17 protein-coding genes are annotated in these 21,531 nt (G+C 63.5%); 6 read left to right on the forward strand and 11 right to left on the reverse strand.

Features of this window, described 5'->3' with window-relative positions:
- Nucleotides 1–120: 120 nt before the first annotated feature.
- Nucleotides 121–600: a GNAT family N-acetyltransferase gene (locus ACQ4W4_RS03825; protein WP_436540841.1), complete on the reverse strand. Its 480-nt coding sequence runs from the start codon at nt 598–600 to the stop codon at nt 121–123.
- 39 nt (nt 601–639) lie between these two features.
- On the reverse strand, nt 640–3,771 hold the full coding sequence (locus ACQ4W4_RS03830; RefSeq protein ID WP_436540842.1) for an error-prone DNA polymerase: 3,132 nt from the start codon (nt 3,769–3,771) through the stop codon (nt 640–642).
- Nucleotides 3,772–3,868: 97 nt separating this feature from the next.
- On the opposite strand from ACQ4W4_RS03830, the gene ACQ4W4_RS03835 reads away from it, so the two are divergent.
- Both ACQ4W4_RS03835 and ACQ4W4_RS03840 read left to right on the forward strand, forming a co-directional pair.
- Nucleotides 3,869–4,663, forward strand: coding sequence for a PhzF family phenazine biosynthesis protein (locus ACQ4W4_RS03835; RefSeq protein WP_436540843.1), 795 nt, complete (start codon nt 3,869–3,871; stop codon nt 4,661–4,663).
- Nucleotides 4,664–4,840: 177 nt separating this feature from the next.
- On the forward strand, nt 4,841–7,243 hold the full coding sequence (locus tag ACQ4W4_RS03840; RefSeq protein WP_436540844.1) for a TonB-dependent receptor plug domain-containing protein: 2,403 nt from the start codon (nt 4,841–4,843) through the stop codon (nt 7,241–7,243).
- Nucleotides 7,244–7,364: 121 nt separating this feature from the next.
- Here ACQ4W4_RS03840 and ACQ4W4_RS03845 read toward each other — a convergent pair whose 3' ends face one another.
- Nucleotides 7,365–7,760 carry a glyoxalase/bleomycin resistance/extradiol dioxygenase family protein gene (locus ACQ4W4_RS03845; protein WP_326456305.1) on the reverse strand — a complete coding sequence of 132 codons (396 nt, stop codon included), beginning with the start codon at nt 7,758–7,760 and terminating at the stop codon, nt 7,365–7,367.
- A 410-nt stretch (nt 7,761–8,170) separates the two neighbouring features.
- Entirely contained in the window at nt 8,171–8,719 is a 549-nt protein-coding gene (locus ACQ4W4_RS03850; protein ID WP_436540845.1) for a histidine phosphatase family protein, read from the reverse strand.
- A 182-nt stretch (nt 8,720–8,901) separates the two neighbouring features.
- Between ACQ4W4_RS03850 and ACQ4W4_RS03855 the strand changes: the two genes are divergently transcribed.
- Entirely contained in the window at nt 8,902–11,100 is a 2,199-nt protein-coding gene (locus ACQ4W4_RS03855; RefSeq protein WP_436540846.1) for an OsmC domain/YcaO domain-containing protein, read from the forward strand.
- Nucleotides 11,101–11,115: 15 nt separating this feature from the next.
- A complete protein-coding gene (locus tag ACQ4W4_RS03860; protein WP_436540847.1) occupies nt 11,116–11,712 on the forward strand; it encodes a 2-hydroxychromene-2-carboxylate isomerase in 597 nt (198 codons plus the stop codon).
- A gap of 3 nt (nt 11,713–11,715) precedes the next feature.
- On the opposite strand, the gene coaD is transcribed toward ACQ4W4_RS03860, so the two are convergent.
- From coaD to ACQ4W4_RS03885, 5 genes are all read right to left on the reverse strand, one after another.
- Nucleotides 11,716–12,864, reverse strand: coding sequence for a pantetheine-phosphate adenylyltransferase (gene coaD, locus ACQ4W4_RS03865; protein WP_436540848.1), 1,149 nt, complete (start codon nt 12,862–12,864; stop codon nt 11,716–11,718).
- A 95-nt stretch (nt 12,865–12,959) separates the two neighbouring features.
- Nucleotides 12,960–14,294 carry an ATP-binding protein gene (locus ACQ4W4_RS03870; RefSeq protein WP_046685864.1) on the reverse strand — a complete coding sequence of 445 codons (1,335 nt, stop codon included), beginning with the start codon at nt 14,292–14,294 and terminating at the stop codon, nt 12,960–12,962.
- Nucleotides 14,295–14,296: 2 nt separating this feature from the next.
- Nucleotides 14,297–14,956 (reverse strand): response regulator, encoded by a 660-nt coding sequence (locus tag ACQ4W4_RS03875; protein ID WP_034750756.1) that lies wholly within the window; start codon nt 14,954–14,956, stop codon nt 14,297–14,299.
- A 29-nt stretch (nt 14,957–14,985) separates the two neighbouring features.
- On the reverse strand, nt 14,986–16,503 hold the full coding sequence (locus tag ACQ4W4_RS03880) for a Do family serine endopeptidase (protein WP_436540849.1): 1,518 nt from the start codon (nt 16,501–16,503) through the stop codon (nt 14,986–14,988).
- A 261-nt stretch (nt 16,504–16,764) separates the two neighbouring features.
- Nucleotides 16,765–17,229 carry an Hsp20 family protein gene (locus ACQ4W4_RS03885; RefSeq protein WP_070221455.1) on the reverse strand — a complete coding sequence of 155 codons (465 nt, stop codon included), beginning with the start codon at nt 17,227–17,229 and terminating at the stop codon, nt 16,765–16,767.
- A 198-nt stretch (nt 17,230–17,427) separates the two neighbouring features.
- Here ACQ4W4_RS03885 and ACQ4W4_RS03890 point away from each other — a divergent pair, with 198 nt between their 5' ends.
- The gene (locus ACQ4W4_RS03890; protein WP_436540850.1) at nt 17,428–19,311 is read left to right on the forward strand and encodes a M61 family metallopeptidase; all 1,884 of its coding nucleotides are present in this window, start codon (nt 17,428–17,430) and stop codon (nt 19,309–19,311) included.
- Between the two features lie 70 nt (nt 19,312–19,381).
- A complete protein-coding gene (locus ACQ4W4_RS03895) occupies nt 19,382–19,732 on the forward strand; it encodes a hypothetical protein (protein WP_099668403.1) in 351 nt (116 codons plus the stop codon).
- Between the two features lie 198 nt (nt 19,733–19,930).
- Here the strand turns inward: ACQ4W4_RS03895 and ACQ4W4_RS03900 are convergent, their stop codons facing one another.
- Nucleotides 19,931–20,689 carry an alpha/beta hydrolase family protein gene (locus ACQ4W4_RS03900; RefSeq protein ID WP_436540851.1) on the reverse strand — a complete coding sequence of 253 codons (759 nt, stop codon included), beginning with the start codon at nt 20,687–20,689 and terminating at the stop codon, nt 19,931–19,933.
- Between the two features lie 70 nt (nt 20,690–20,759).
- Nucleotides 20,760–21,464, reverse strand: coding sequence for a glutathione S-transferase N-terminal domain-containing protein (locus ACQ4W4_RS03905; protein WP_436540852.1), 705 nt, complete (start codon nt 21,462–21,464; stop codon nt 20,760–20,762).
- Nucleotides 21,465–21,531: the final 67 nt, after the last annotated feature.

Here is a 21,531-nt window from a genome sequence, read left to right on the forward strand (position 1 = left end):
CGGCACACAATCGGCACGATAAGTTCACAAGGAATGCAGGGTCAATCCCTTCGGGAGCGGAATTCTCCCCACTGGGGAAAATTCCCCCACCGGGTCTGCCCCCCGGCCCTTGCCGTTGGATTATGTTGACAACTCCATGCGCATCGGCACAAACGCGATGCCTCCCGTCTCCACCTTCGGCCCTGTGGCGACAAAACCCAGGCTTTCATACAGGGGCAAGGCGTAGGCCGAGGAATTGACGGTAAACGCCGTCACGTCGCCTTTTGCCAGCGACGCATCGCGGGCGGCCTGCCACAGGCGGCGCGCCATGCCGCGCCGGTGCAGGGCGCGCGGCACGAACATGTGGAACAGATGCGTGTTGTCGCGCATGGCCACCACGCCGGCCAGTTCGCCGTCGATATGCGCGAGCTGGTAGGCGTAATTGGGCAGCGACAGATAGCCTTCGATGGCGGGCTGGCGGCAGTTCTCGATGAACTTTTCCGCCCCCGCGCCGTCCGGGTGCAGGGTCAAAAAGGGCATCAAGTCGTCGATCAGGGCGACGATGGCGGGCGCGTCGGCGACCAGGGCGGGACGCAGTGTCGGTTCGGGTAATATTGTCATATTCAAATAATGCCATGCCCTCCGCCCCGCCGGCAACTCTCAGCAAAAATCGCGGCTGCTGGTCCGCAAACGCCCCAGCAAGTGCGACATATCGACCAGACGCTTGGCCACCAGGTTGCGCACGATGCCTTCCCTTTGCCACACGCCGTACACGCCCAGCAGCGGCGCGCTCAGCACTTCGCGCCGCTGGCTTTCCACCAGGTCGGGCCAGACGATCACGTTGACGGTGCCCGTCTCGTCTTCCAGGGTCATGAAGATGACGCCCTTGGCCGTGCCCGGGCGCTGGCGCACGGTGACGATGCCGCAGGCGCGCGCCAGCTGGCCATCCGTGTAGCTGGCCAGGCTGGCGGCGGGCAGGAAACGCTGTTCCAGCAATTGCCTGCGCAGCAGCGCCAGCGGGTGGCGGCCCAGGGTCAAGCCCTGCGCGCGGTAGTCGCTGACGATGCTCTCGCCTTCCGTCGGCGCGGCCAGCATGGGCAATTCTTCCTCCGGCGTGGTGGCACGCAGCAAGTCCCTGTCGGGCACGGCGCCGGCCGCCTGCCACAGCGCCTCGCGCCGGTGCCCGGCCAGCGCGTGCAGCGCGTTGCCGGCAGCGAGCACCTGCAAGTCATGGCGGTCCAGGCCGCCACGCCGCGCCAGGTCGGCCACGTCGACGAAGCTGGCGATGGCGCGCGCATCCTCGATGCGTTGGGCCGCCTCGGCGCGCATGCCGAACAGGCTGTTCAAGCCCAGGCGCACGGCCGGTGCATCCCCCTCCAGCGCCGCGTCCCAGCCGCTGACGGCCACGTCGACGGGCAGCACGGGCACGCCATGGCGGCGCGCATCCTGCACCAGTTGCGAGGGGCTGTAGAAGCCCATGGGCTGGCTGTTGAGCAAGGCACACAGGAAGGCGGCCGGTTCGTGGCATTTCAGCCAAGAACTGGCGTACGTCAGCAGGGCGAAACTGGCCGCGTGCGACTCGGGAAAACCGTATTCGCCAAAGCCCTCGATCTGGCTGAAGATGGCCTCCGCGAACTCCCGTTTATACGCATTTTTGACCATCGTTTCGACGATGCGTTCCTTGTAATTGTTCATGCCGCCCTTGCGTTTCCAGGCCGCCATGGCGCGCCGCAACTCATCGGCTTCGCCGGGCGTGAAATCGGCCGCGATGATGGCCACCTGCATTACCTGCTCCTGGAAGATCGGGATGCCCAGGGTGCGCCCCAGCGCCTTTTCCAGGCCCTTCGGATAGTCGACCGGCTCCTTTTCCTGGCGCCGCTGCAGATATGGATGGACCATGCCGCCCTGGATGGGGCCGGGGCGCACCAGCGCCACTTCGATGACGAGATCGTAGAATTCACGGGGCCGCAGGCGGGGCAGCATGCTCATCTGCGCGCGCGACTCGATCTGGAACACGCCGATGGTGTCGGCCTCGCACATCATGTCGTAGGTGGCCGGGTCTTCCGCCGGAATATCCTGCAGGCGGAGTGGTTCGCCGCGCCGCGCACCGACCAGTTCCAGCGCGCGGCGCAGGGCCGACAGCATGCCCAGCGCCAGCACGTCGACCTTCATCAAGCCCAGCTCTTCCAGGTCGTTCTTGTCCCACTCGATGACGCTGCGTTCGGCCATGCTGGCGTTTTCGATCGGCACCAGGCGCGACAATTTTCCTTGCGCGATGACAAAGCCGCCCGGATGCTGGGACAGGTGGCGGGGAAAGCCCAGCAGCTGCTGCGCCAGGCCGGCCCACTGCTGCGACAATGCCGCTTCCGGGTCGAGCCCGCATTCGGCCAGGCGCTCGAGCAGATCGCGCTTGCCGTCGAACCAGCGATGCGCCTTGGCCACCTTTTCCACGATGGCCAGGTCGATCCCCAGCGCCCGCCCGCTGTCGCGCAAGGCGCTCTTCGGCCGGTAGCTGATCACCACGGCCGCCAGCGCGGCCCGCTCGCGCCCATATTTTCCGTAGATATATTGGATGACCTCTTCGCGCCGCTGGTGCTCGAAATCGACGTCGATGTCGGGCGGCTCGTTGCGCTCGCGCGACATGAAGCGCCCGACCAGGCAATTGCCGCGCGCCGGGTCCACTTCCGTGATGTGCAAGCAATAGCAGACGGCCGAATTGGCGGCCGACCCCCGGCCCTGGCACAGGATGTTTTGCGAGCGCGCAAAGCGCACGATGTCGTACACGGTCAAAAAGTACGCTTCATACGACAGCTCGGCGATCAGCTCCAGCTCCTGCTCGATCTGTTCCTGTACGTTGGCCGGAATACCGAGCGGAAAGCGGATGCGCGCGCCCGCATAGGTTTCTTCGCGCAGATACGTCGCCGGCGTGTGGCCGTGCGGCACCAGCTCGTCGGGATAGTCATAGCGCAGGCTGTCGAGTGAAAATGTGCACAGTTTGGCGATGCGCACGGTTTCCGCCAGCGCTTGCGGCGGATACACATTGGCCAGGCGCAGGCGCGCGCGCAGATGCTGTTCCGCATTTTGCGCCAGCGCATAGCCGCACTCGCCCACGGGTTTACCCACGCGTATCGCGCACAGGGTGTCGAGCAGCGGCTTGCGCGACCGCACATGCATGCAGACATGGCCGACGGCCGCCACGGACAAGCCCAGCGCCTGCGCCGCCTCTTGCACGGCGCCGCGATGGGCGTCATCCTGCGCCCGCTGCAGCAGGTTCAGACCGATCCAGCTGCGCTCGCGGCCAAAAGTGGATGCCATCCACTCTCCCTGCGCGCGCACGGTTTCCGCCTCGGCCGCATAGCCGGGCAACAAGATCATCAGGCAGCCGGGCAGTCCCCGCAAATGGGCAAATTCGGCCGACGGCGCGGTGAAGTCGTCCGGCGTCAGCAGGTAGCGCCCCTTGGCCGCCCGCGTGCGCGCCATGGTGATCAGTTCCGACAAGTTGCCGTAACCGTCGCGGTCCCGCACCAGCGCCAGCAGGGACAGCGCCGGGCTGCCGTCGGCCTGCGTCAAATGAAAATGCGCACCGATAATCAGCGGAAAACCGGCCCGCTTGGCCGTCGCATGGGCGCGCACGACGCCCGCCAGCGAGCACTCGTCCGTGATGGCCAGCGCCTTGTAACCGAGCTGCACGGAGCGCGCCACCAGCTCTTCCGCATGCGAGGCGCCATGCAGGAAGCTGAAATTGCTCAGGCAGTACAACTCAGCATACTCGGGTAAGACGGCGCCCCACATGATCTACCTCAATACTGTATATAAACACAGTATATTATACTCATCTGAAAACGGCCATCTCAGTTATGCTGGGGTTTTACCTTTTGTCTCGACCGCCATGATCGTCCACTTATTAAAATGTTTCGGCGCCGCACCCGGTGGCGGCAATGCGGCACTGGTCGTGGAAAACGACGACAGCAGCGAAACGGCGCGCCAGCAATTCGCCCGCGAGCGGCAAGTGAGCGCCTGCGTCTTCCTCGACCGGCAGGCGGACGGCGCGGAGGGATGCCTCGTGCTCGACTATTTTTATCCGCACACGCGCAGCCCCCTGTGCCTGCACGCCACCATGGCGGCCGCGCATGTGCTGCTGACGGGGCCCGGCGCGCCGGCGGCGCTGACGGTGACGACCGCCATGCATGGGCAAGCCTTGCAGCTGGTGCGCCGCGCGGAGGGATTATTCATCGGCCTGGCACCGCAGCCGGCGCCGGCCGTCACGGTGGAAAAATATATTCCGTCGGAACTGATGGGCCAACACATGCACTTGCTGTCGCCGCCCGTGATCGCCTCCGTCGGCAGCCCGAAGCTGCTGCTGGAAGTGGCCGACCGCACCACCCTGCGCGCGCTGCGGCCTAACCTGGAACTGATCGCCGACTGGAGCGCCTTGCACCAGGTCAGCGGCTGCTATGCGTACTGCCGCACGGGCGAGCAAGAATACGAAGGGCGCAACTTCAACCACCTCGACCCGGCGCTGGAAGACAGCGCCACGGGCGTGGCGGCGGGCGCGCTGTCAGCACACCGACAACAGTCGCTGCGCCTGCATCAGGGCCACGTGACGCAACAGCCGTGTCTGATCGAGGTGCAATACAGCGCGCAGGCAATCTGGGTGGGCGGCATGGTGCAACGCAGCACCTGAATGGGGCGTCGCGCACCGGTACAAGGCAAGCGGCGCAGCGGCCAAAAGATAATCAACCAGGAAACAACAGTTACAGCAAATTTGTAATAAGAAAACAAAGTATCGCTGGTGAATGCTGAAATGATGGCACTAGAATCAAGTCACGAATTTTGCTCATCAGCCACTTGGAGATACTGCGTGCCGACCCTCACCACCTTGCGTAAAGCAGTCCTCATCAGCCTGTACGGCAGCGCCGCCCTGGCCGCCTTCAGTCCCGCCGCCATGGCCCAGTCCACGGAAGCGGCCGCCACGGACGGTCCCGTGCAAACGGTCAGCGTGGTCGGCTCGCGCCGGGTCGCCAGTTCCGCCACCGATACGATGGTGCCGGTCGATATCATTCCGATTTCCAAGGTGGCCGAGCAAGGCGGCCAATTCGACCTGGCGCAGTCGCTGCAATACATCTCGCCCTCGTTCAACTCCACGCGCCAGACGGGCGCCGACGGGGCCGACCTGATCGATTCAGCCGCCCTGCGCGGCCTCGGCTCCGACCAGACCCTCGTGCTGGTGAATGGCAAGCGGCGCCACACGACGGCCCTCGTCAACCTGTTCGGCGCGCGCAACCGCGGCAACACGGGCACGGACATGAATGCGATTCCTTTGCTGGCGATCAAGAACGTGCAAGTGCTGCGCGACGGCGCCGCCGCCCAGTACGGCTCGGACGCCATTGCCGGCGTGATCGACATCGAACTGAAGAAAAGCCTGGGCTGCGAAGCGGTGGCCGGCTACAGCCAGTATTCCGCAGGCGACGGCAAGAATTACATGACCTCCGCCTACTGCGGCATCGCGCTGGGCGACAAGGGCACCCTGGCCATCACGGGCGAGTACCTGGACAGGGGCCGCTCGAACCGCGCCGACGCGGACAGCATGCGCATCATCGGCGACACCAAGTCCAAAAACAAGACCCTGTACGTGAATGGCGACTACGCCACCAGCGGCACGGGCAAGCTGTACTTCACGGCCGGCGCGCAGACGCGCGACGCCTCCAGCGCCGCGTTCGGCCGCGGCGGCATCGGCAGCGACGACATCCCGTCGCGCAATTCGGCCGCCATGTACCCGGACGGTTTCGTGCCGTTCATTAACGGCAAGATCGACGACCAGTACGCCACCATCGGCCACCGCAGCCAGATCGGCGAATGGCATGCGGACTTTTCGCAAACCTATGGCTACAACAAGATGCGCTACGACATCAGCCATACCTTGAACGCCTCGATCGCCAACCTCGACCTGATGAACGGCGGCAAGGGCGTCAGCGCCAGCAGCTACGACGCGGGCGGCTTCTCGTTCCAGCAGCTGACCAGCAACGCCGATTTCAGCCGCTACTACGACACGGTGATGAGCGGCATGAACGTGGCCTTCGGCGCCGAGTATCGCAGCGAGGAATACAAGATCATGGCCGGCGAACCGGGCTCCTACAGCGACGCCGACGGCGTGGGCGTCGGCGGCAATGCAGGCAGCCAGGGCTTTCCCGGCTTCCAGCCCGGCGATGCCACCAAGGCCAAGCGCCACAGCATCGCCGCGTATGGCGACGTGGAACTGGACTGGACGGAACGCCTGAAAACCCAGGCCGCTGTGCGCTATGAAAAATTCAGCGATTTCGGCTCCACCGTGACGGGCAAGCTGGCCGCCAGCTATAAAGTGGCGCCCAACGTGCTGCTGCGGGGCTCGGCCAGCACGGGCTTCCGCGCGCCATCGTTGCAGCAAGTGTATTTCTCGTCCACCTTCACCGACTTCATCGGCGGCGTACCCACCGACGTGGTACTGGCACCGAACGGCGGCGCCGTCGCCAACGCGGCCGGCATCCCCAAGCTGAAAGAGGAAAAATCCACCAGCTTTACCTTGGGCGCCACCTGGACGCCGACGCAAGCCATTTCCGTGACGGCCGACCTCTACAACATCAAGATCAAGGACCGCATCGTGCTGTCGGGCCGCTTCAATGCCGACAACTACCCGGACCTGGCCGCGCGCCTGGCCCTGCTGGGCGTGGGCGAGGCGCAATTCTTCGTCAACTCGATCGACACGCGCACGCGCGGGCTGGACCTGACGGCCTCGCACAAGGGCGAACTGGCCGGCAACCGCCTGACCACCTTCCTGGCCTTGAACTTGAGCAAAACAGAAGTGACGAAGGTCAAGACGCCCGCCTCGCTGACGGGCTTCGAGGATGTCCTGCTGTCCGAGCGTGAACGCCTGTTCATCGAACAGGGCGGCCCCCGTTCGAAAGCCACCCTGGGATTCGACTACATCACGGGCAAGCTGGAGTCGGACTTGCGCATCATCTATTTTGGCCCGCAAACCCTGGGCACCTTCAGCGGCACGGCTGAAGGCGTACCGAACGCCCGTTACGCGGCCAAGACCTCGGCCGACTTGAGCTTTACCTACAGCATCAACAAGAACACCAAGCTGACCTTTGGCGGCAACAACATCTTCAACGTCAAGCCCACCACGCAAAACGCGGACGAGACGGACAACGGCTTCAAATACGACAGCGTGCAGTTCGGCCTGAACGGCGCCTCGTATTTCGGCCGGCTGTGGGTGAAGTTCTGATCGCCGTGTCCACCTGAAAAACAGCGGCTGCGCCAGCATGGGCAGCCGCTGTGTCTGCCTCAACACGGCTCAGATGGCAGGAACTTGACGAGAAATGGCTTGCCCCCTCGTCCAGGGTAATTCAGGCCGAACAGTTCAGCATCCACTGCACCCCGAACTGGTCCGTCAATTTACCGTAATAATCGCCCCATACCTGTATGGCGAGCGGTGTCGTGACCACCCCTCGATACGCCAACTTGTCAAAAAGCTGTTTCGTTAACTGCCTGTCATGCATTTGCAAAATATGTGCGGACCCGCGCATGGGTTCTGCATCCTCATTGTCAGAAGCAAAGAACAATACGCCAGGCCCTTCAAATCGGGCATGCATGATTTTCCCGCGCATGGATTCATTACTGACCGGCATGCCATCTACGCCAAAGCGCAATACATCGCTTATCTTGCCCAGCCCGCATTGCGTATAGAACGCCAATGCTTGTTCGCAAGTGGTAGTAAAGAAAAGATAATTGGATAATTGCATCAACTCATCCTTGCATCAAGTTAGACGAAGCGAAAGGACGGAGCGGTGAAGTGCATGAGATTCAGATGCCATCAACCCTCCAGTATTGGCTGCAGACAGCCCCCATGAAGGATAGCCAATTATCAATCCGAAAAACGCATGCATTGTCACGAAAACACCGATGACCGCCAATGGACGCTGCCCCCGTACACACGGATATCGCTTCAGCGCCCCTGCGTCTCCAGTTTTCGCACAAAATCGCTTTTCCGGCCATCCCACAGGCATTTCCGGCATCGACCGTCATTGAAGACGTGCACGCACCGTGGCAAGCCATAGATGACCGAGGCACATTCGGGACACAGGCTGGCCATGCCTTCGGCCTCGTCACGGTATCGGCTGCCGCATTCGTCACAGGTTTTCACAGTTCACTTTCACAATTCATACACTCCCATGCTCCAGTACCGGCTGCCTTGCCTGTCGCGGGCACGCCAACCCAATGCCTGCAGCTCCTTGCCGATCAATCGATTCATGATGCCATGCCCGACCAGCAGCACCGGCCCCTGGGCCGCAAGCGCAACAAGGCGCTCGGCGGCGGCCCTGGCGCGCCGCCGGGTGAGCGTGAGCGAGTCCGATCCGCGCGCATAACCGAACAGCCAGAGCAGGCGAAAAATCACTGCCCAGGCTTCCGCCGGCAGCCAGGGGGCTTTCCAGAGCGCAAAGGGCAGCCCGGCCTCAGTGAACATCGCCTCTTGCATGAACGGCAAGTCGCCCAGTGCCCTGGCCGACGAGCATGCCCTCGGTGCCGTGCTGGCTACGATGGTCGAGGCGGAAAGTGCCGCCGCACAGCACTGCGCCGGTATGTCACCTTCTTTGATGAGCGATTGATTGTAGAGCTCAATCCACTGCCCCATTTGCATCGGCGCTATCCAGCGCCCCCTGGCGAGTCGGGGCTCGCCGTGTCGCATTAATGTTATTCGCATACTCAGTCAGATCGCCTCGCACATTTATCCGTCCGCCTCATGGGGGGAACGTCCCCCTCGCCTGCCCTGCCGGCCTGGTCCGGCGGCTGCCGGCGGACCAGGCCGCAGTGAACAATCTTTGCCCCGCAGCGGAAAGCACGGATAATAGCGCCTAACTCATAAGCACAGTATTGGATTACCTCATGGAAATTAAAGTCAACTTTCTCGACAAGCTGCGTCTCGAAGCCAAGTTCGACGATTTTACGGTCATCGCCGACCAGCCCATCCGCTATAAAGGCGATGGTTCGGCGCCCGGCCCGTTCGATTACTTTTTGGCATCATCGGCCTTGTGCGCGGCCTACTTCGTGAAGTTGTATTGCGATACGCGCAATATTTCCACCGAAAACATCCGCCTGTCGCAAAACAATATTGTCGATCCGGAAAACCGTTACCAGCAAATCTTCAAGATCCAGGTCGAGCTGCCGGCCGATATCTCGGCCAAGGACCGCCAGGGCATCCTGCGCTCGATCGACCGTTGCACGGTGAAAAAAGTGGTGCAGACGGGCCCCGAGTTCGTCATTGAAGAAGTCGAGAACCTGGACGCCGATGCCCAGGCCTTGCTGGCCCTGAATCCGGCCCCGGGCGCGAGCACCTATATCGTCGGCAAGGATTTGCCGCTGGAACAGACCATCGCCAATATGTCGGGCCTGCTGGCGGGCCTGGGCATCAAGATTGAAATCGCCTCGTGGCGCAACATCATTCCGAATGTGTGGTCGCTGCATATCCGCGACGCGCATTCGCCCATGTGCTTTACCAACGGCAAGGGCGCGACCAAGGAAAGCGCGCTGGCCTCGGCCCTGGGCGAGTATATCGAGCGCCTCAGCAACAACCATTTCTACGCCGGTTCGTTCTGGGGCGAAGACATCGCCAATGCAGCGTTCGTGCATTATCCGAACGAGCGCTGGTTCAAGCCGGGCCGCAAGGATGCGCTGCCGAAGGAGATTCTCGACGAGTATTGCCGCGACATCTACAACCCCGATGGCGAGCTGCGCGGCTCGCACCTGATCGACACCAATTCCGGCAATGCCGAGCGCGGCATCTGCTCGCTGCCTTATGTGCGCCACTCCGATGGCGAGGTCGTGTATTTCCCGTCGAACCTGGTTGAAAACTTGTATGTCAGCAATGGCATGAGCGCCGGCAATACTTTGGTCGAAGCACAGGTGCAATGTCTGTCGGAAATTTTCGAACGGGCCGTCAAGCGCGAAATCATCGAAGGCGAGATCGCCCTGCCCGACGTGCCGCAGGAAGTGCTGGCGAAATATCCGGGCATCCTGGCCGGCATCGCCGGATTGGAAGAACAGGGTTTTCCCGTGCTGGTCAAAGATGCGTCGCTGGGCGGCGTGTACCCGGTGATGTGCGTCACCCTGATGAACCCGCGCACGGGCGGCGTGTTTGCCTCGTTCGGCGCGCACCCGAGCCTGGAAGTGGCGCTCGAGCGCAGCCTGACGGAATTGCTGCAGGGCCGCAGCTTCGAAGGCTTGAACGACTTGCCGCAGCCGACGTTTGCCAGCGAAGCCGTCACCGAGCCGAACAATTTCGTCGAACACTTCATCGATTCGAGCGGCATCGTCTCGTGGCGCTTCTTCAGCGCCAAGGCCGATTACGATTTTGTCGAGTGGGATTTTTCCGGTCACGGCGAGAACTCGAATGCCGAGGAAGCGGCGACCCTGTTCGGCATCCTCGCCGGCATGGGCAAGGAAGTGTACACGGCCGTATATGACCAGCTGGGCGCCACCGCCTGCCGCATCCTCGTGCCCGGTTATTCGGAAGTGTATCCGGTCGAAGATTTGATATGGGACAACACCAACAAGGCGCTGCTGTTCCGCGCCGACATCCTGAACCTGCATAAGCTGGACGATGCCAGCCTGGAAGACTTGCTCGACCGCCTGGAAAACAGCGAGCTCGACGAGTACGGCGACATCGCCACCCTGATCGGCATCGAGTTTGACGAAAACACGGTGTGGGGCCAGCTGACGACCCTGGAACTGAAGCTGCTGATACAGCTCGCCTTGCAGCAGTTCGAGGAAGCGAAAGAGCTGGTGGAAACCTTCCTGCAGTACAACGACAACACGCTCGAGCGCAAGCTGTTCTATCAAGCCTTGAACGTGGTGCTGGAAGTGGAACTCGATGACGAGCTGGCGCTGGACGACTACGTCGTCAATTTCCGCCGCATGTTTGGCAACGAACGCATGGACGCTGTGCTGGGCTCGGTAGATGGCAGCGTGCGTTTCTTCGGCCTGACCCCGACCAGCATGCAGCTGGAAGGCCTCGACAGGCACCAGCGCCTGATCGACAGCTTCAAAAAACTGCACGCGGCGCGCGCCAAGGCGGTGGCCGCCTGACTTGGGAGCGCTACCATGGCCGCACTGGAATTCTGGTTTGATTTCGGCAGCAACTACAGCTACCTGAGCGCCATGCGCATCGACGCGCTGGCGCGTGAAAAGAAGGTGCAGGTCATCTGGAAACCCTTCCTGCTGGGCGTCGTCTTCAAGGCGCTGGGCTGGGAGACGTCACCCTTCGTCCTGCAAAAACTCAAGGGCGACTACACGTGGCGCGACATGGCACGCCAGTGCGACAAGTACGGCTTGCCATGGCGGCAACCGGGCGCCTTTCCCCGCACGGCGCTGCTGCCCATGCGCGTGGCGCTGATCGGCGCGGACCAGGGATGGATTGCGCCCTTTGCGCGCCGCATGATGGCGATGAATTTTGCCGCGGACCGCGATATCGACAACCTCGCGGCCGTCAGCGAGGCCCTGGAGGAACTGGGCCTCGATGCACGCGCCATCCTGGCGCTGGCTTTGACACAGGACAACAAGCTGCGCCTGCGCCGCCAGACGGAACAGGCGCAAGCCTTGAAGCTGTTCGGCGCCCCCAGCTTCATCAGTGAAGGTGAATTATTCTGGGGCAACGACCGGCTCGACGATGCGCTGGCGCACGCCGCCGCCCGCCCCTGACAGTCATCCGCCAGCCAGCGCCGCGATCTCTTTCCGCATGTTGTCAATCGCCCGCTCGTTGTACTGGTCGGCGAAATACGCATCGCCGAACAGCTGGCCCGCCTGCGCCTTGCCGCATAAATGCTGCAGGGCCAGGCTCCGCTGCTGCTTGAAGCGCACGGGGTCCACGTGCGCGTATTCGCGGCCGATGGCTTGCGTGTAGGCGAGGTACACCTCTTCATCCTGCCCCAGGATGGCCAGGTCGGCGCTGAGCATGGCGTCTTTCAGCGCGTGGCTGATGCCGGGCCCCTGGAAATGGTCGGTGGCGCGTATCAGTTGCGCCACATCCTGGTTGTCGCCCGCATCGAGGCCGCTGGCCAGCCACAGCTGGGCGCTCGCCTCTTCACTCGAATACAGGGCATCGTCGTCGTGGCTGTAGACGGCGTCGTGGAACCAGAACGCCTTCTTCACCAGCGCGCTGTCGCGCTTGGGCGCATAGGTATTGTCGGCCCACACGCGGATTTCGGACAGGCCGTGCACCAGATGGTCGAGGTTGTGATAATGGCGGTCAGCGCCGCCATACGCCTGCGGTCCCGTCAGGTGCGCGAACCAGTGGTCAAACACGGCGATGTCATCTTGCGAGGCGGTGGCGTAGTGCCACAGCGCTTCCCATTCCTTGCGCAGGCAGTCGAGTATCCATGCCTGGTAGGCGGGGCCGGGAACGAATTTCTTCATGGTCCAGTTCCAGCCGACAGGCCCTTCCAGCGCCTTGACGAAGCTGGAACTGACGGAGCCGAGGTCGCGCGGCGGCATGACGAAGATGGTCTTGGCGCCCTGCAGCACATCCACGTTCGTTTGCTGGATCAGGTTTTCATAGTCGAAATCGGCCGTCGTGCGGATGCCGCGGATCAGGTAGTCGCAGCCGTGCTTTTTCGCCGCGCGCGCCGTGTAGTCGCCCTTGACGATGACCACCTGCACATTGTCCCAGCCGCACTCGCGCGCGCTCTGCTCGATGATGCGCTTGCGGTCTTCGGCAGGGAACTGCGGCTTCTTGGCGGGGTTTTGCGACAGGAACACGATCACCTCGTCGGCGAGCGAACGCGCTTCGCCGATCACCCACATGTGGCCGTTGGTGATGGGGTCGAGGGTTCCTGAAAATCCGATCTTCTGCATGCTGCGCTCCGTGGTCTGGTTCTGCTTGTTTCGCAGACAATATAGGGCCACGGCGCGCGCGTCAATGCAACATGCCAAAGATCATGATCAAAACGCTATTTCTTCACGGCTTGCGGGAATTCCACGCGCACGCACAGGCCGCCCAGGCGCTCGGATTTGTCGAGCACCAGGCGCGCGCCATGGCGCTCGGCGATGGCCTTGATGATGGCCAGCCCCAGGCCGCTGCCGTTGGCGTCCGTGCCGGGCACGCGGTAGAAGCGGCTGAAGACGCGCTCGCGCTCCTCGGGCGGGATGCCGGGACCGCTGTCTTCCACCGATAACGTCACGCCGACGGGGCTGGCGCGCAGGTCGATGTCGACCGTGCCGCCCTGCGGCGTGTACTTGATGGCGTTGTCGACCAGATTGCGCAGCATGATGTTGAGCGCATCGGCCTGGCCCGCCACCTTGGCCGCATCCATGTGGTGCAGGCCCAGGTCGATCTTGCGCGCCTGCGCGATGCCGGCCATGTCGCCCAGCGCGCGCTTGACGACGTCGTTCAAGTCCACCGCCTGCAGCTGGTCGCCGCTGGCGGCGCTCGCTTCCTGGCGCGCCAGCACCAGCAGCTGCTCGACCAGGCGCGTGGCCCGCTCGATGCCCGCGCTCACGCGGCTGATCGCCAGGCTGCGTTTTTCTTCCGATTCGGCCCGTTCCAGGCTCAATACCTGCAGTTTCAGGGCCGCCAGCGGCGTGCGCAATTCATGCGCCGCGTCGGCGACGAAATGCTGCTGCGCGTCGAACGCCGTTTTGACACGCCCGAACAGCAGGTTCAGTTCATGCACCAGGGGCCGCACTTCGTCGGGCAAGCCCGCTTCCGAGACGGGCGACAGATCGTCCGCCTGGCGTGCCGCCACCTGCTTGCGCACGCGCGAGACGGGTGCCAGCGAACCGCTGACGACCCACCAGACGACCAGCATCAGGATAGGCGCCATCAAGGCGATGGGTCCCACCGTGCGCAGCGCCAGGCTGCCGGCCATGCGCTTCCTGACGGCCATGTCCTGGGCGATCTGCACGGTCTGGGAACTGGTTTGCACGGAAAAGATGCGGTAGGTGGTGCCGTTCGCTTTCACGTTGGAAAAGCCCAGCACGGCGCGCTGCGGCAATTCCGCGCGCGTGATCGAGCGGAACACCTGCACGCCGTCCGGCGTCCATACCTGCACCACCATGTCGTTGTTGACGGGGTCGGCCGGCAACGCTTGCGCATGGTTGGCCAGCGGCGCGCCGGAGCGCAGCGACAGGGCCATCTGCTGCATGTGATAGTCGAAGATCTGGTCGGCGTCGTACAGGGCGCTGCGGTAGGCGATCGACGCCTGCGCCAGGGCCGCCATGATGATGGCCGCCAGCAAAAACCACAGCAGGCGGCCGCGCAACGAATGCGTCACCGTGACCTTCATCCTCATGCCTTCGGCACCATGTAGCCGAGGCCGCGCACGTTCTGGATCAGGTCGCTGCCCAGCTTCTTGCGCAAGCCGTGGATATACACTTCCACGGCATTGCTGTTGACCTCATCCTTCCAGCTGTACAGCTTTTCTTCCAGCTGCGCGCGCGACAGCACGATGCCGGGACGGGCGATCAAGGCTTCCAGCACGGCCCATTCGCGCGCCGACAGGTTGACGGGATGGCCCTCGGCGATCACTTCGCGCGTCAGCGGATTGATGGAGACGCCCTGGTGTTCGAAGACCGGTTCCGGCCGCCCCGAGGCGCGCCGCAGCAGGGCGCGTATGCGCGCCAGCAATTCGTCGAGGTCATACGGCTTCAAGACGTAATCGTCGGCGCCCGCGTCGAGGCCCGCGATGCGTTGCTCGATGGCGTCGCGCGCCGTGGCCACCAGCACCGGCGTGTCGAGCTTGCGCAGACGCATCGAGCGCAGCACGTCGAGGCCATCCTTGCGCGGCAAGCCCAGGTCCAGCAGCACCAGGTCGTAGGTTTGCGTCTGCAGAGCCGTATCGGCCATGTCGCCATCCTTGACCCAGTCCACCGCGTAATGCTCGGCGCGCAGCAAGTCGAGCACCACCTCGCCGATCATCGTATCGTCTTCTACCAGCAATAAGCGCATGGCTTGCCTCTCTCTAGTTACTCTTGTTTTCAGCCCAAACGCACGGGAATGAAGATCTTATCGGGGCCGCGCTGTATCAGCAAGGCCACCGACTTGGCGGATTTTTCCACCACGTCGCGCACCTGCTCGACCGTGTTGACGGGGCGGCCATTGACCGACAATAGCACGTCGCCCGGCTGCACTCCGGCATTCGCGGCGGCACCGCCCGCGTCTTCCACCAGCAGGCCGGCGCTGATGCCCGCCTCGCGTTTTTCATCCGATTGTAACGGACGCAGGGCCAGGCCCAGTTTTACCTTGCCGGCGGCGCTGTCGCTCTTGGCCACTTCGGCCACCTTGTCGGCCGCATTGCCCAGGGTCGCCGTCAGGCTGACGATCTTGCCGTCACGCCAGACATCCATGCTGATCTTGTCTCCTGGCAAGGAGGTGCCCACCAGCGCCGGCAAGTCGGCCGAGCCGATGATGCGCTGGCCATTCACCTTGCGCACGACGTCGCCCGATTTCAGGCCCGCCTTGTCGGCCGGGCTGCCACGCTCCACGTTGGCCACCAGCGCGCCTTCCGGCGTGGCCAGCTTGAACGAGTCGGCAAAGCCCTGGTTGACTTCCTGCACCGTCACACCCAGCTTGGCATGGCTGGCCTTGCCCGTGGCGACGATCTGGTCCTTGATGCGGCCCGCCAGGTCGATGGGAATGGCGAACGACAGGCCCTGGAAGCCCCCCGTCTGGCTGTAGATCTGCGAATTGATGCCGACCACTTCGCCGCGCGTATTGAACAGCGGGCCGCCCGAGTTGCCGGGGTTCACCGCCACGTCCGTCTGGATGAAGGGCACGTTGCTGTCGTCCGGCAGGGAACGGCCCTTGGCGCTGACGACGCCGGCCGTCACCGTGCTGTCGAAGCCGTAGGGCGAACCGATGGCCAGCACCCACTCGCCCACTTTCAGGTCGCTTGAATGGCCGAGCGGCACGACGGGCAGGTTGTTGGCGTCGATCTTCAGCACGGCGATATCGGTCTTCGGATCCGTGCCGAGCACCTTGGCGCGGAATTCGCGGCGGTCGTTGAGCTTGACGGTCACTTCGCGCGCATCGCGCACCACGTGGGCGTTGGTCATGATGACGCCGTCGGGGCTGACGATGAAGCCGGAACCGAGGCCATGCGTGGGCACGTCGCGGCCACCGCGCTGTCCGCCCTGCGGCCCTTGGAAGCGGCGGAAGAATTCGAAGAAGGGGTCGTTGCCGAAGTCGTCGTTGCCGGCCTGGGCCGATGGGTCGTAGGCCACCTTGGTGCTGCCCGTGACGCTGATGTTCACCACGGCCGGGCTGTTGCGCGCGGCGATCTGGCTAAAGTCGGGCAAGGCCACCAGCGGCGCGCTGGCGGCGGGCGCCACGGCGGCAGCCACGGGGGCGGCGGGTGCGCCAGCGGCGGCGGCATTCGCGCCGGCATTGTTCTGATGCACCACCATGGCGCCACCGGCGCCCAGCACACCGATCGCGGCCAGCGCGGCTACGGTGCGTTTGATTTTCAGGGATGCGGTATTCGTTTGCTGTTCCATGAATTGCTCCTCATTCAATGAGATTTTGATGTATGCAATAGTGGGCCACGAGTCTTAGGCGGTGCTTAACATTTTTCCATTTGGAAACAGGCATTTGCGCCTTTAAGCAAGGTTTAATCTTGCGTGCCGCTTGACAATCAATGGAAGCCCGAACGGGTTCCAGACGTGACACTGGCCGGATTAACCGGCCAGTATTTTACTGCATGGGAGAGGCTAGCCCCTCCCGCCTATGCCGGCGCGTGGCGCCGGGATCAGCTCCGCTCAGGCTGCCTGGCGCTGTTCCAGCACACTGACGGTATCGCTGCCGGTGCCGGTGCCGATCTCGATCTTGCGCGGTTTCAGCGCTTCCGGCACTTCACGCACCAGGTCGATGGTCAGCATGCCGTTTTCAAACGTGGCGCCCGTGACCTTCACGTGGTTGGCCAGCTGGAAGCGCTGCTCGAAATCGCGGGCAGCGATGCCTCGGTGCAAGAACGTGCGCTCGACGCCATCTTTCTGCTTGCGGCCCGTGACGTGCAGCGAATCGCGTTCCGTGATGATGTCGATTTCTTCGCGCGAGAAGCCGGCCAATGCCATCACGATGCGGTATTTATCTTCCGACACCAGTTCGATGTTGTAGGGCGGATAGCTCGGTTGCGCATCGGCACGTTGTTCGTTGAGCAGCTGTGCCAGGCGGTCAAAGCCGATGGCGGAACGATACAGAGGAGCAAGGTCAAAAGTACGCATGATAAATATCCTTTTCAAATGAAGCGATAAGAGGGGCGGACCTCACCGTGAGCATCCGCCTGTTACCGATATACGGCCTCTCCCGTTCCTTTCAAGGCCTTGAAATTGGCGCAAAACGCCCCAGACGGCCTCGAATTTGTAAGAAATTTTTACAGAATGCTAGACTCGGCCTTTGTCCTCCCCGAAGCCGCCCCGCCCATGCCCTACTCCCGTTCCCTCCTGCATTCGGTCCTCGTCCTCCTCGTTACCACCACCGCCCAGGCCGCCTCGCCTGGCGCAGCGCCCATCATGCTGCACGTCGATGCCAGCAACGTGGCGCAGCAATTGTTCAGCATCCGCGAAAGCATCCCCGCCGCGCCCGGCAAGCTGACCTTGCTGTATCCGCAATGGGTGCCGGGCAACCACGGCCCCAGCGGTCCCCTGAACCAGCTGGCCGGCCTGCGCCTGTCCGCCAACGGCGCGCCCCTGGAGTGGCGGCGCGACCCCGTCAACATGTTCGCTTTTCACCTCGACGTGCCGGCCGACGCCACGGCCGTGGAAGCGCAATACCAGCTCCTTTCACCCGTCGACACGAGCCAGGGCCGCATCACCATGACAAGCGCCATGCTGGGCGTGCAATGGCATGCGATGACCCTGTATCCGGCCGGGCGCGCCGCGCGCGACATCGTCGTGCAGCCATCGTTGACCCTGCCGGCCGGCTGGGAATTTGCCAGCGCCCTGGAAGTGCGCGCGCGGGCGGCCACGCCGGCCAGCCAGCGAGTCGATTTCGAGCCGTTGGACCTCGACACCCTGGTCGATTCACCCGTCTTTGCCGGACGCCATTTCGAGCGCATCGACCTCGACCCAGGCGCCAAGGTGCCCGTACACCTGAATGTGATGGCCGACAGCGCCGACAGCCTGGAAGCGTCGCCGCAGCAAGTCGAGCAACACCGGGCCATGCTGCAACAAGCCTATAAACTGTTCGGCGCGCGCCATTACCGCCACTATGATTTCCTGCTGGCCCTGAGCGACGAGTTCGGCGGCATCGGCCGCGAACACCTGCAATCGAGCGAAAACGGCGTCAAGCCCGGTTATTTCAGCGAGTGGGACAAGAACGAGGCAGGCCGCGTGCTGCTGCCGCACGAACTGGTGCACTCGTGGAACGGCAAGTTCCGTCGCCCCGCCGGCCAGGACACGGCGGACTTCAACACACCGCTGCAAAACAGCCTGCTGTGGGTCTACGAAGGCCAGACGCAGTACTGGGGCAATGTGCTGGCGGCCCGCTCCGGCCTGGTCGAGGCAGCCAACATGCGCGACCTGTTCGCCGCGACGGCGGCCCAGTACGACGTCATGCCCGGGCGCAGCTGGCGCACCATGCAGGATACGACGAACGATCCCATCATCAATGGCCGGCGCCCCATCGCCTGGAGCAGCTGGCAGCGCGACGAGGATTACTATATGGAAGGCGCGCTGGTCTGGCTCGACGTCGACACCACCATCCGCGCACTGTCGGGCGAGCGCCGCTCGCTCGACGACTTCGCGCGCGCCTTCTTCGGCATGCAGGATGGCGGCACCACGCCCCTGCCCTACACCTTCGAGGATGTCGTCGCGGCCCTGAACGCCGTGCAGCCGCACGACTGGGCCACCTTTTTGCGCACGCGCCTGGATGGCCACGGCCCCGGCGCGCCGCTCGATGGCCTGGCCCGCGCCGGCTGGAAACTGGTCTACCGCGACACGCCCACGCCCTTCCTGAAAGCGAATGAAGAGCGCAGCGAGAGCACGGATCTGAGCTATTCGCTGGGTTTAACGATCGACAAGGACGGCAAGCTGGGCAAGCTGCTGTGGGACGGCCCCGCCTTCCAGGCCGGTTTGTCGGGCAACACGACCTTGCTCGCCGTGAATGGCACGGCCTACACGCCCAAGCTCTTGAAGGCGGCCATCCAGGCGGCCAAGACCCGCCCGCAGCCGATCAACTTGCTGGTGCGCAAGGGCAAGCAATTCCAGACGGTGGCGCTCGACTACCACGGCGGCTTGAGGTATCCGCAACTGGAGCGCATCGCCGGCACGCGCGACCGCCTGTCGGCCATCCTGCAGGCGCGCTGAGGCGGCGATACCAGAGAGATGTTGCGCCGCGCGCCCCATGCGGGGCCGGCTTTTGGTGTATGCTGGCGGCATGAACAATGACACCGACATCCAGCTCAGCGGCCCCTTCAAGGCCACCGACGGCTCCGGCCGTGCCCACGACATCAAGGCCATCCGCATCTTCGACGAAGGCTACGGCATCATCGACGTCTACGTCGATTTCGCCGCCCCGCTCGAAGCGGGCGCCTGCAAGGACAAGACCCTGGTCGGCCACATCCTGGCCCGCCTGCGCAGCCTCGGCTACGTGGGCCCCGACTTCGGCCATGGCGACCTGGGCTTGCAAGACAAGAAACTGATCGTCCTGGAAGCGCCCGAGGAATTTTCCGCTTTTGCAGTGAGCAAGGGCTGGAAGGATCTATCCGCCGAATTTGACGAAGACTGAGAACACCTGACCAAATCTACTGCGCGTCGCGCTTTGCGGCCGGCGATGCTCACCGTGCTTTTGCATGGCTGCGCTTCTCGGCCACAAATCACTGCCGCTCGCTACGATTTTGTCAGGTGTTGTAAAGTACCAATAGTATCCGCGCCGCGCCAGCTTCTGCTGCCGCGGCGTTTTTCATGGGCGACCGCTTAGTTCAGCTTAGTTGATATAACGCGCGCTCCAGGCGGCGATGACGTTGGCGACATACGCCGCGTCATCGCGCCCCGTCAGCAAGTGGTCGGCATCGTCGAGCGAGACGAAGCTTTTCGGGTGCTTGGCGGCCGTAAAGATATCCATCGCGTTCGACAGGCTCACCGTCGTGTCGTGCGGCGCGTGCATCACCAGCAGGGCGCGGCGCAGGCCGGCGATGTGCTCCTTTAAACTGTGGCTGCCCGCGTCGTCGACGAATTGCTGGCGGATGCGGAAAGGCCGCCCTTCCAGCCGCACCAGCGCCTCGCCCTCGGCGGCGATTTGCTCCAGGTGCGCGCTGAACATGCGCGTCACGTAGGCGGGCGTGCTCGGCGCGGCCAGGGTGGCGATGGCGGTCGCTTCCGGCACCTGCGCGGCGGCGGCCAGCACGGCGGCGCCGCCCAGGCTGTGGCCGATCAGCAATTGCGGCGCGGCATGTCTGGCCCGCAAAAAGTCGGCGGCGGCGATGAGGTCGTCCACGTTCGACGAGAAATTGGTGGCGGCAAACTCGCCTTCGCTGGCGCCCAGTCCCGTGAAGTCGAAGCGCAGCACGGCGATGCCGTGTTCCGTCAAGCCTTGCGCGATGCGCCGCGCGGCCAGCACGTCCTTGCCGCAAGTAAAACAGTGGGCGAACAGCGCGTAGGCGCGGATGGCGCCGTCGGGCGCGTCGAGGCGCGCCGCCAGCACATGGCCGTGCGCGCCGGGAAAATCTTGCCGGGTGGATTTCATTGTCTCAGATCAAAGCTGCCGCGCAGGGCGGCCGATGGCGCATTGTAGCGCCGGCCGGCCGCCGCCTGTTTTATCCGCGTTGCGGGATGTCGATGCCCTTGATGACGGCGGGACGGGCAAGAAACGCGTCCAGCGCGCGCTGCACGTTCGGGAAATTGTGGAAACCGACGAGCTCGCCCGCGCCATAGAAGCCCACCAGGCAGCGCACCCACGGGAAGATGGCGATGTCGGCAATCGTGTACTGGCTACCCATGATCCAGTCGCGGCCCTGCAGGCGCTGCTCGAGCACGCCCAGCAAACGCTTCGCTTCGCCCAGATAACGTTCCAGCGGGCGCTTGTCTTCGTAGTCCTTGCCGGCGAATTTGTGGAAGAAGCCCACCTGGCCGAACATGGGGCCGATACCGCCCATCTGGAACATCAGCCATTGGATCGTTTCATAGCGCAGGCCCGCATCCTCGGGGATGAACTTGCCCGTCTTTTCGGCCAGGTACAACAGGATGGCGCCCGACTCGAACAGGGCCAGCGGCTTGCCGTCGGGACCATCCGGGTCGAGGATGGCGGGAATCTTGTTGTTGGGATTGAGGGACAGGAAGGCGGGCGACAGCTGGTCGTTCTGCTCGAAGCTGACCAGGTGCGGCTCGTACGCCAGGCCCAGCTCCTCCAGCAGGATGGACACCTTGATGCCGTTCGGCGTCGGCAGCGAGTATAGCTGCAGGCGCTCGGGATGTCGGGCAGGCCATTTTTGGGTGATGGGGAAGTCGGAAAGCTGTGTCATGGATATCCTTCATTTCAATTAAAGACGCGGCGCAAGAAAGCAAGTATAGCCAAGCATGGCAGTTTCA

This window comes from Janthinobacterium glycogeni (assembly GCF_051380725.1).
GTDB lineage: Bacteria > Pseudomonadota > Gammaproteobacteria > Burkholderiales > Burkholderiaceae_D > Janthinobacterium.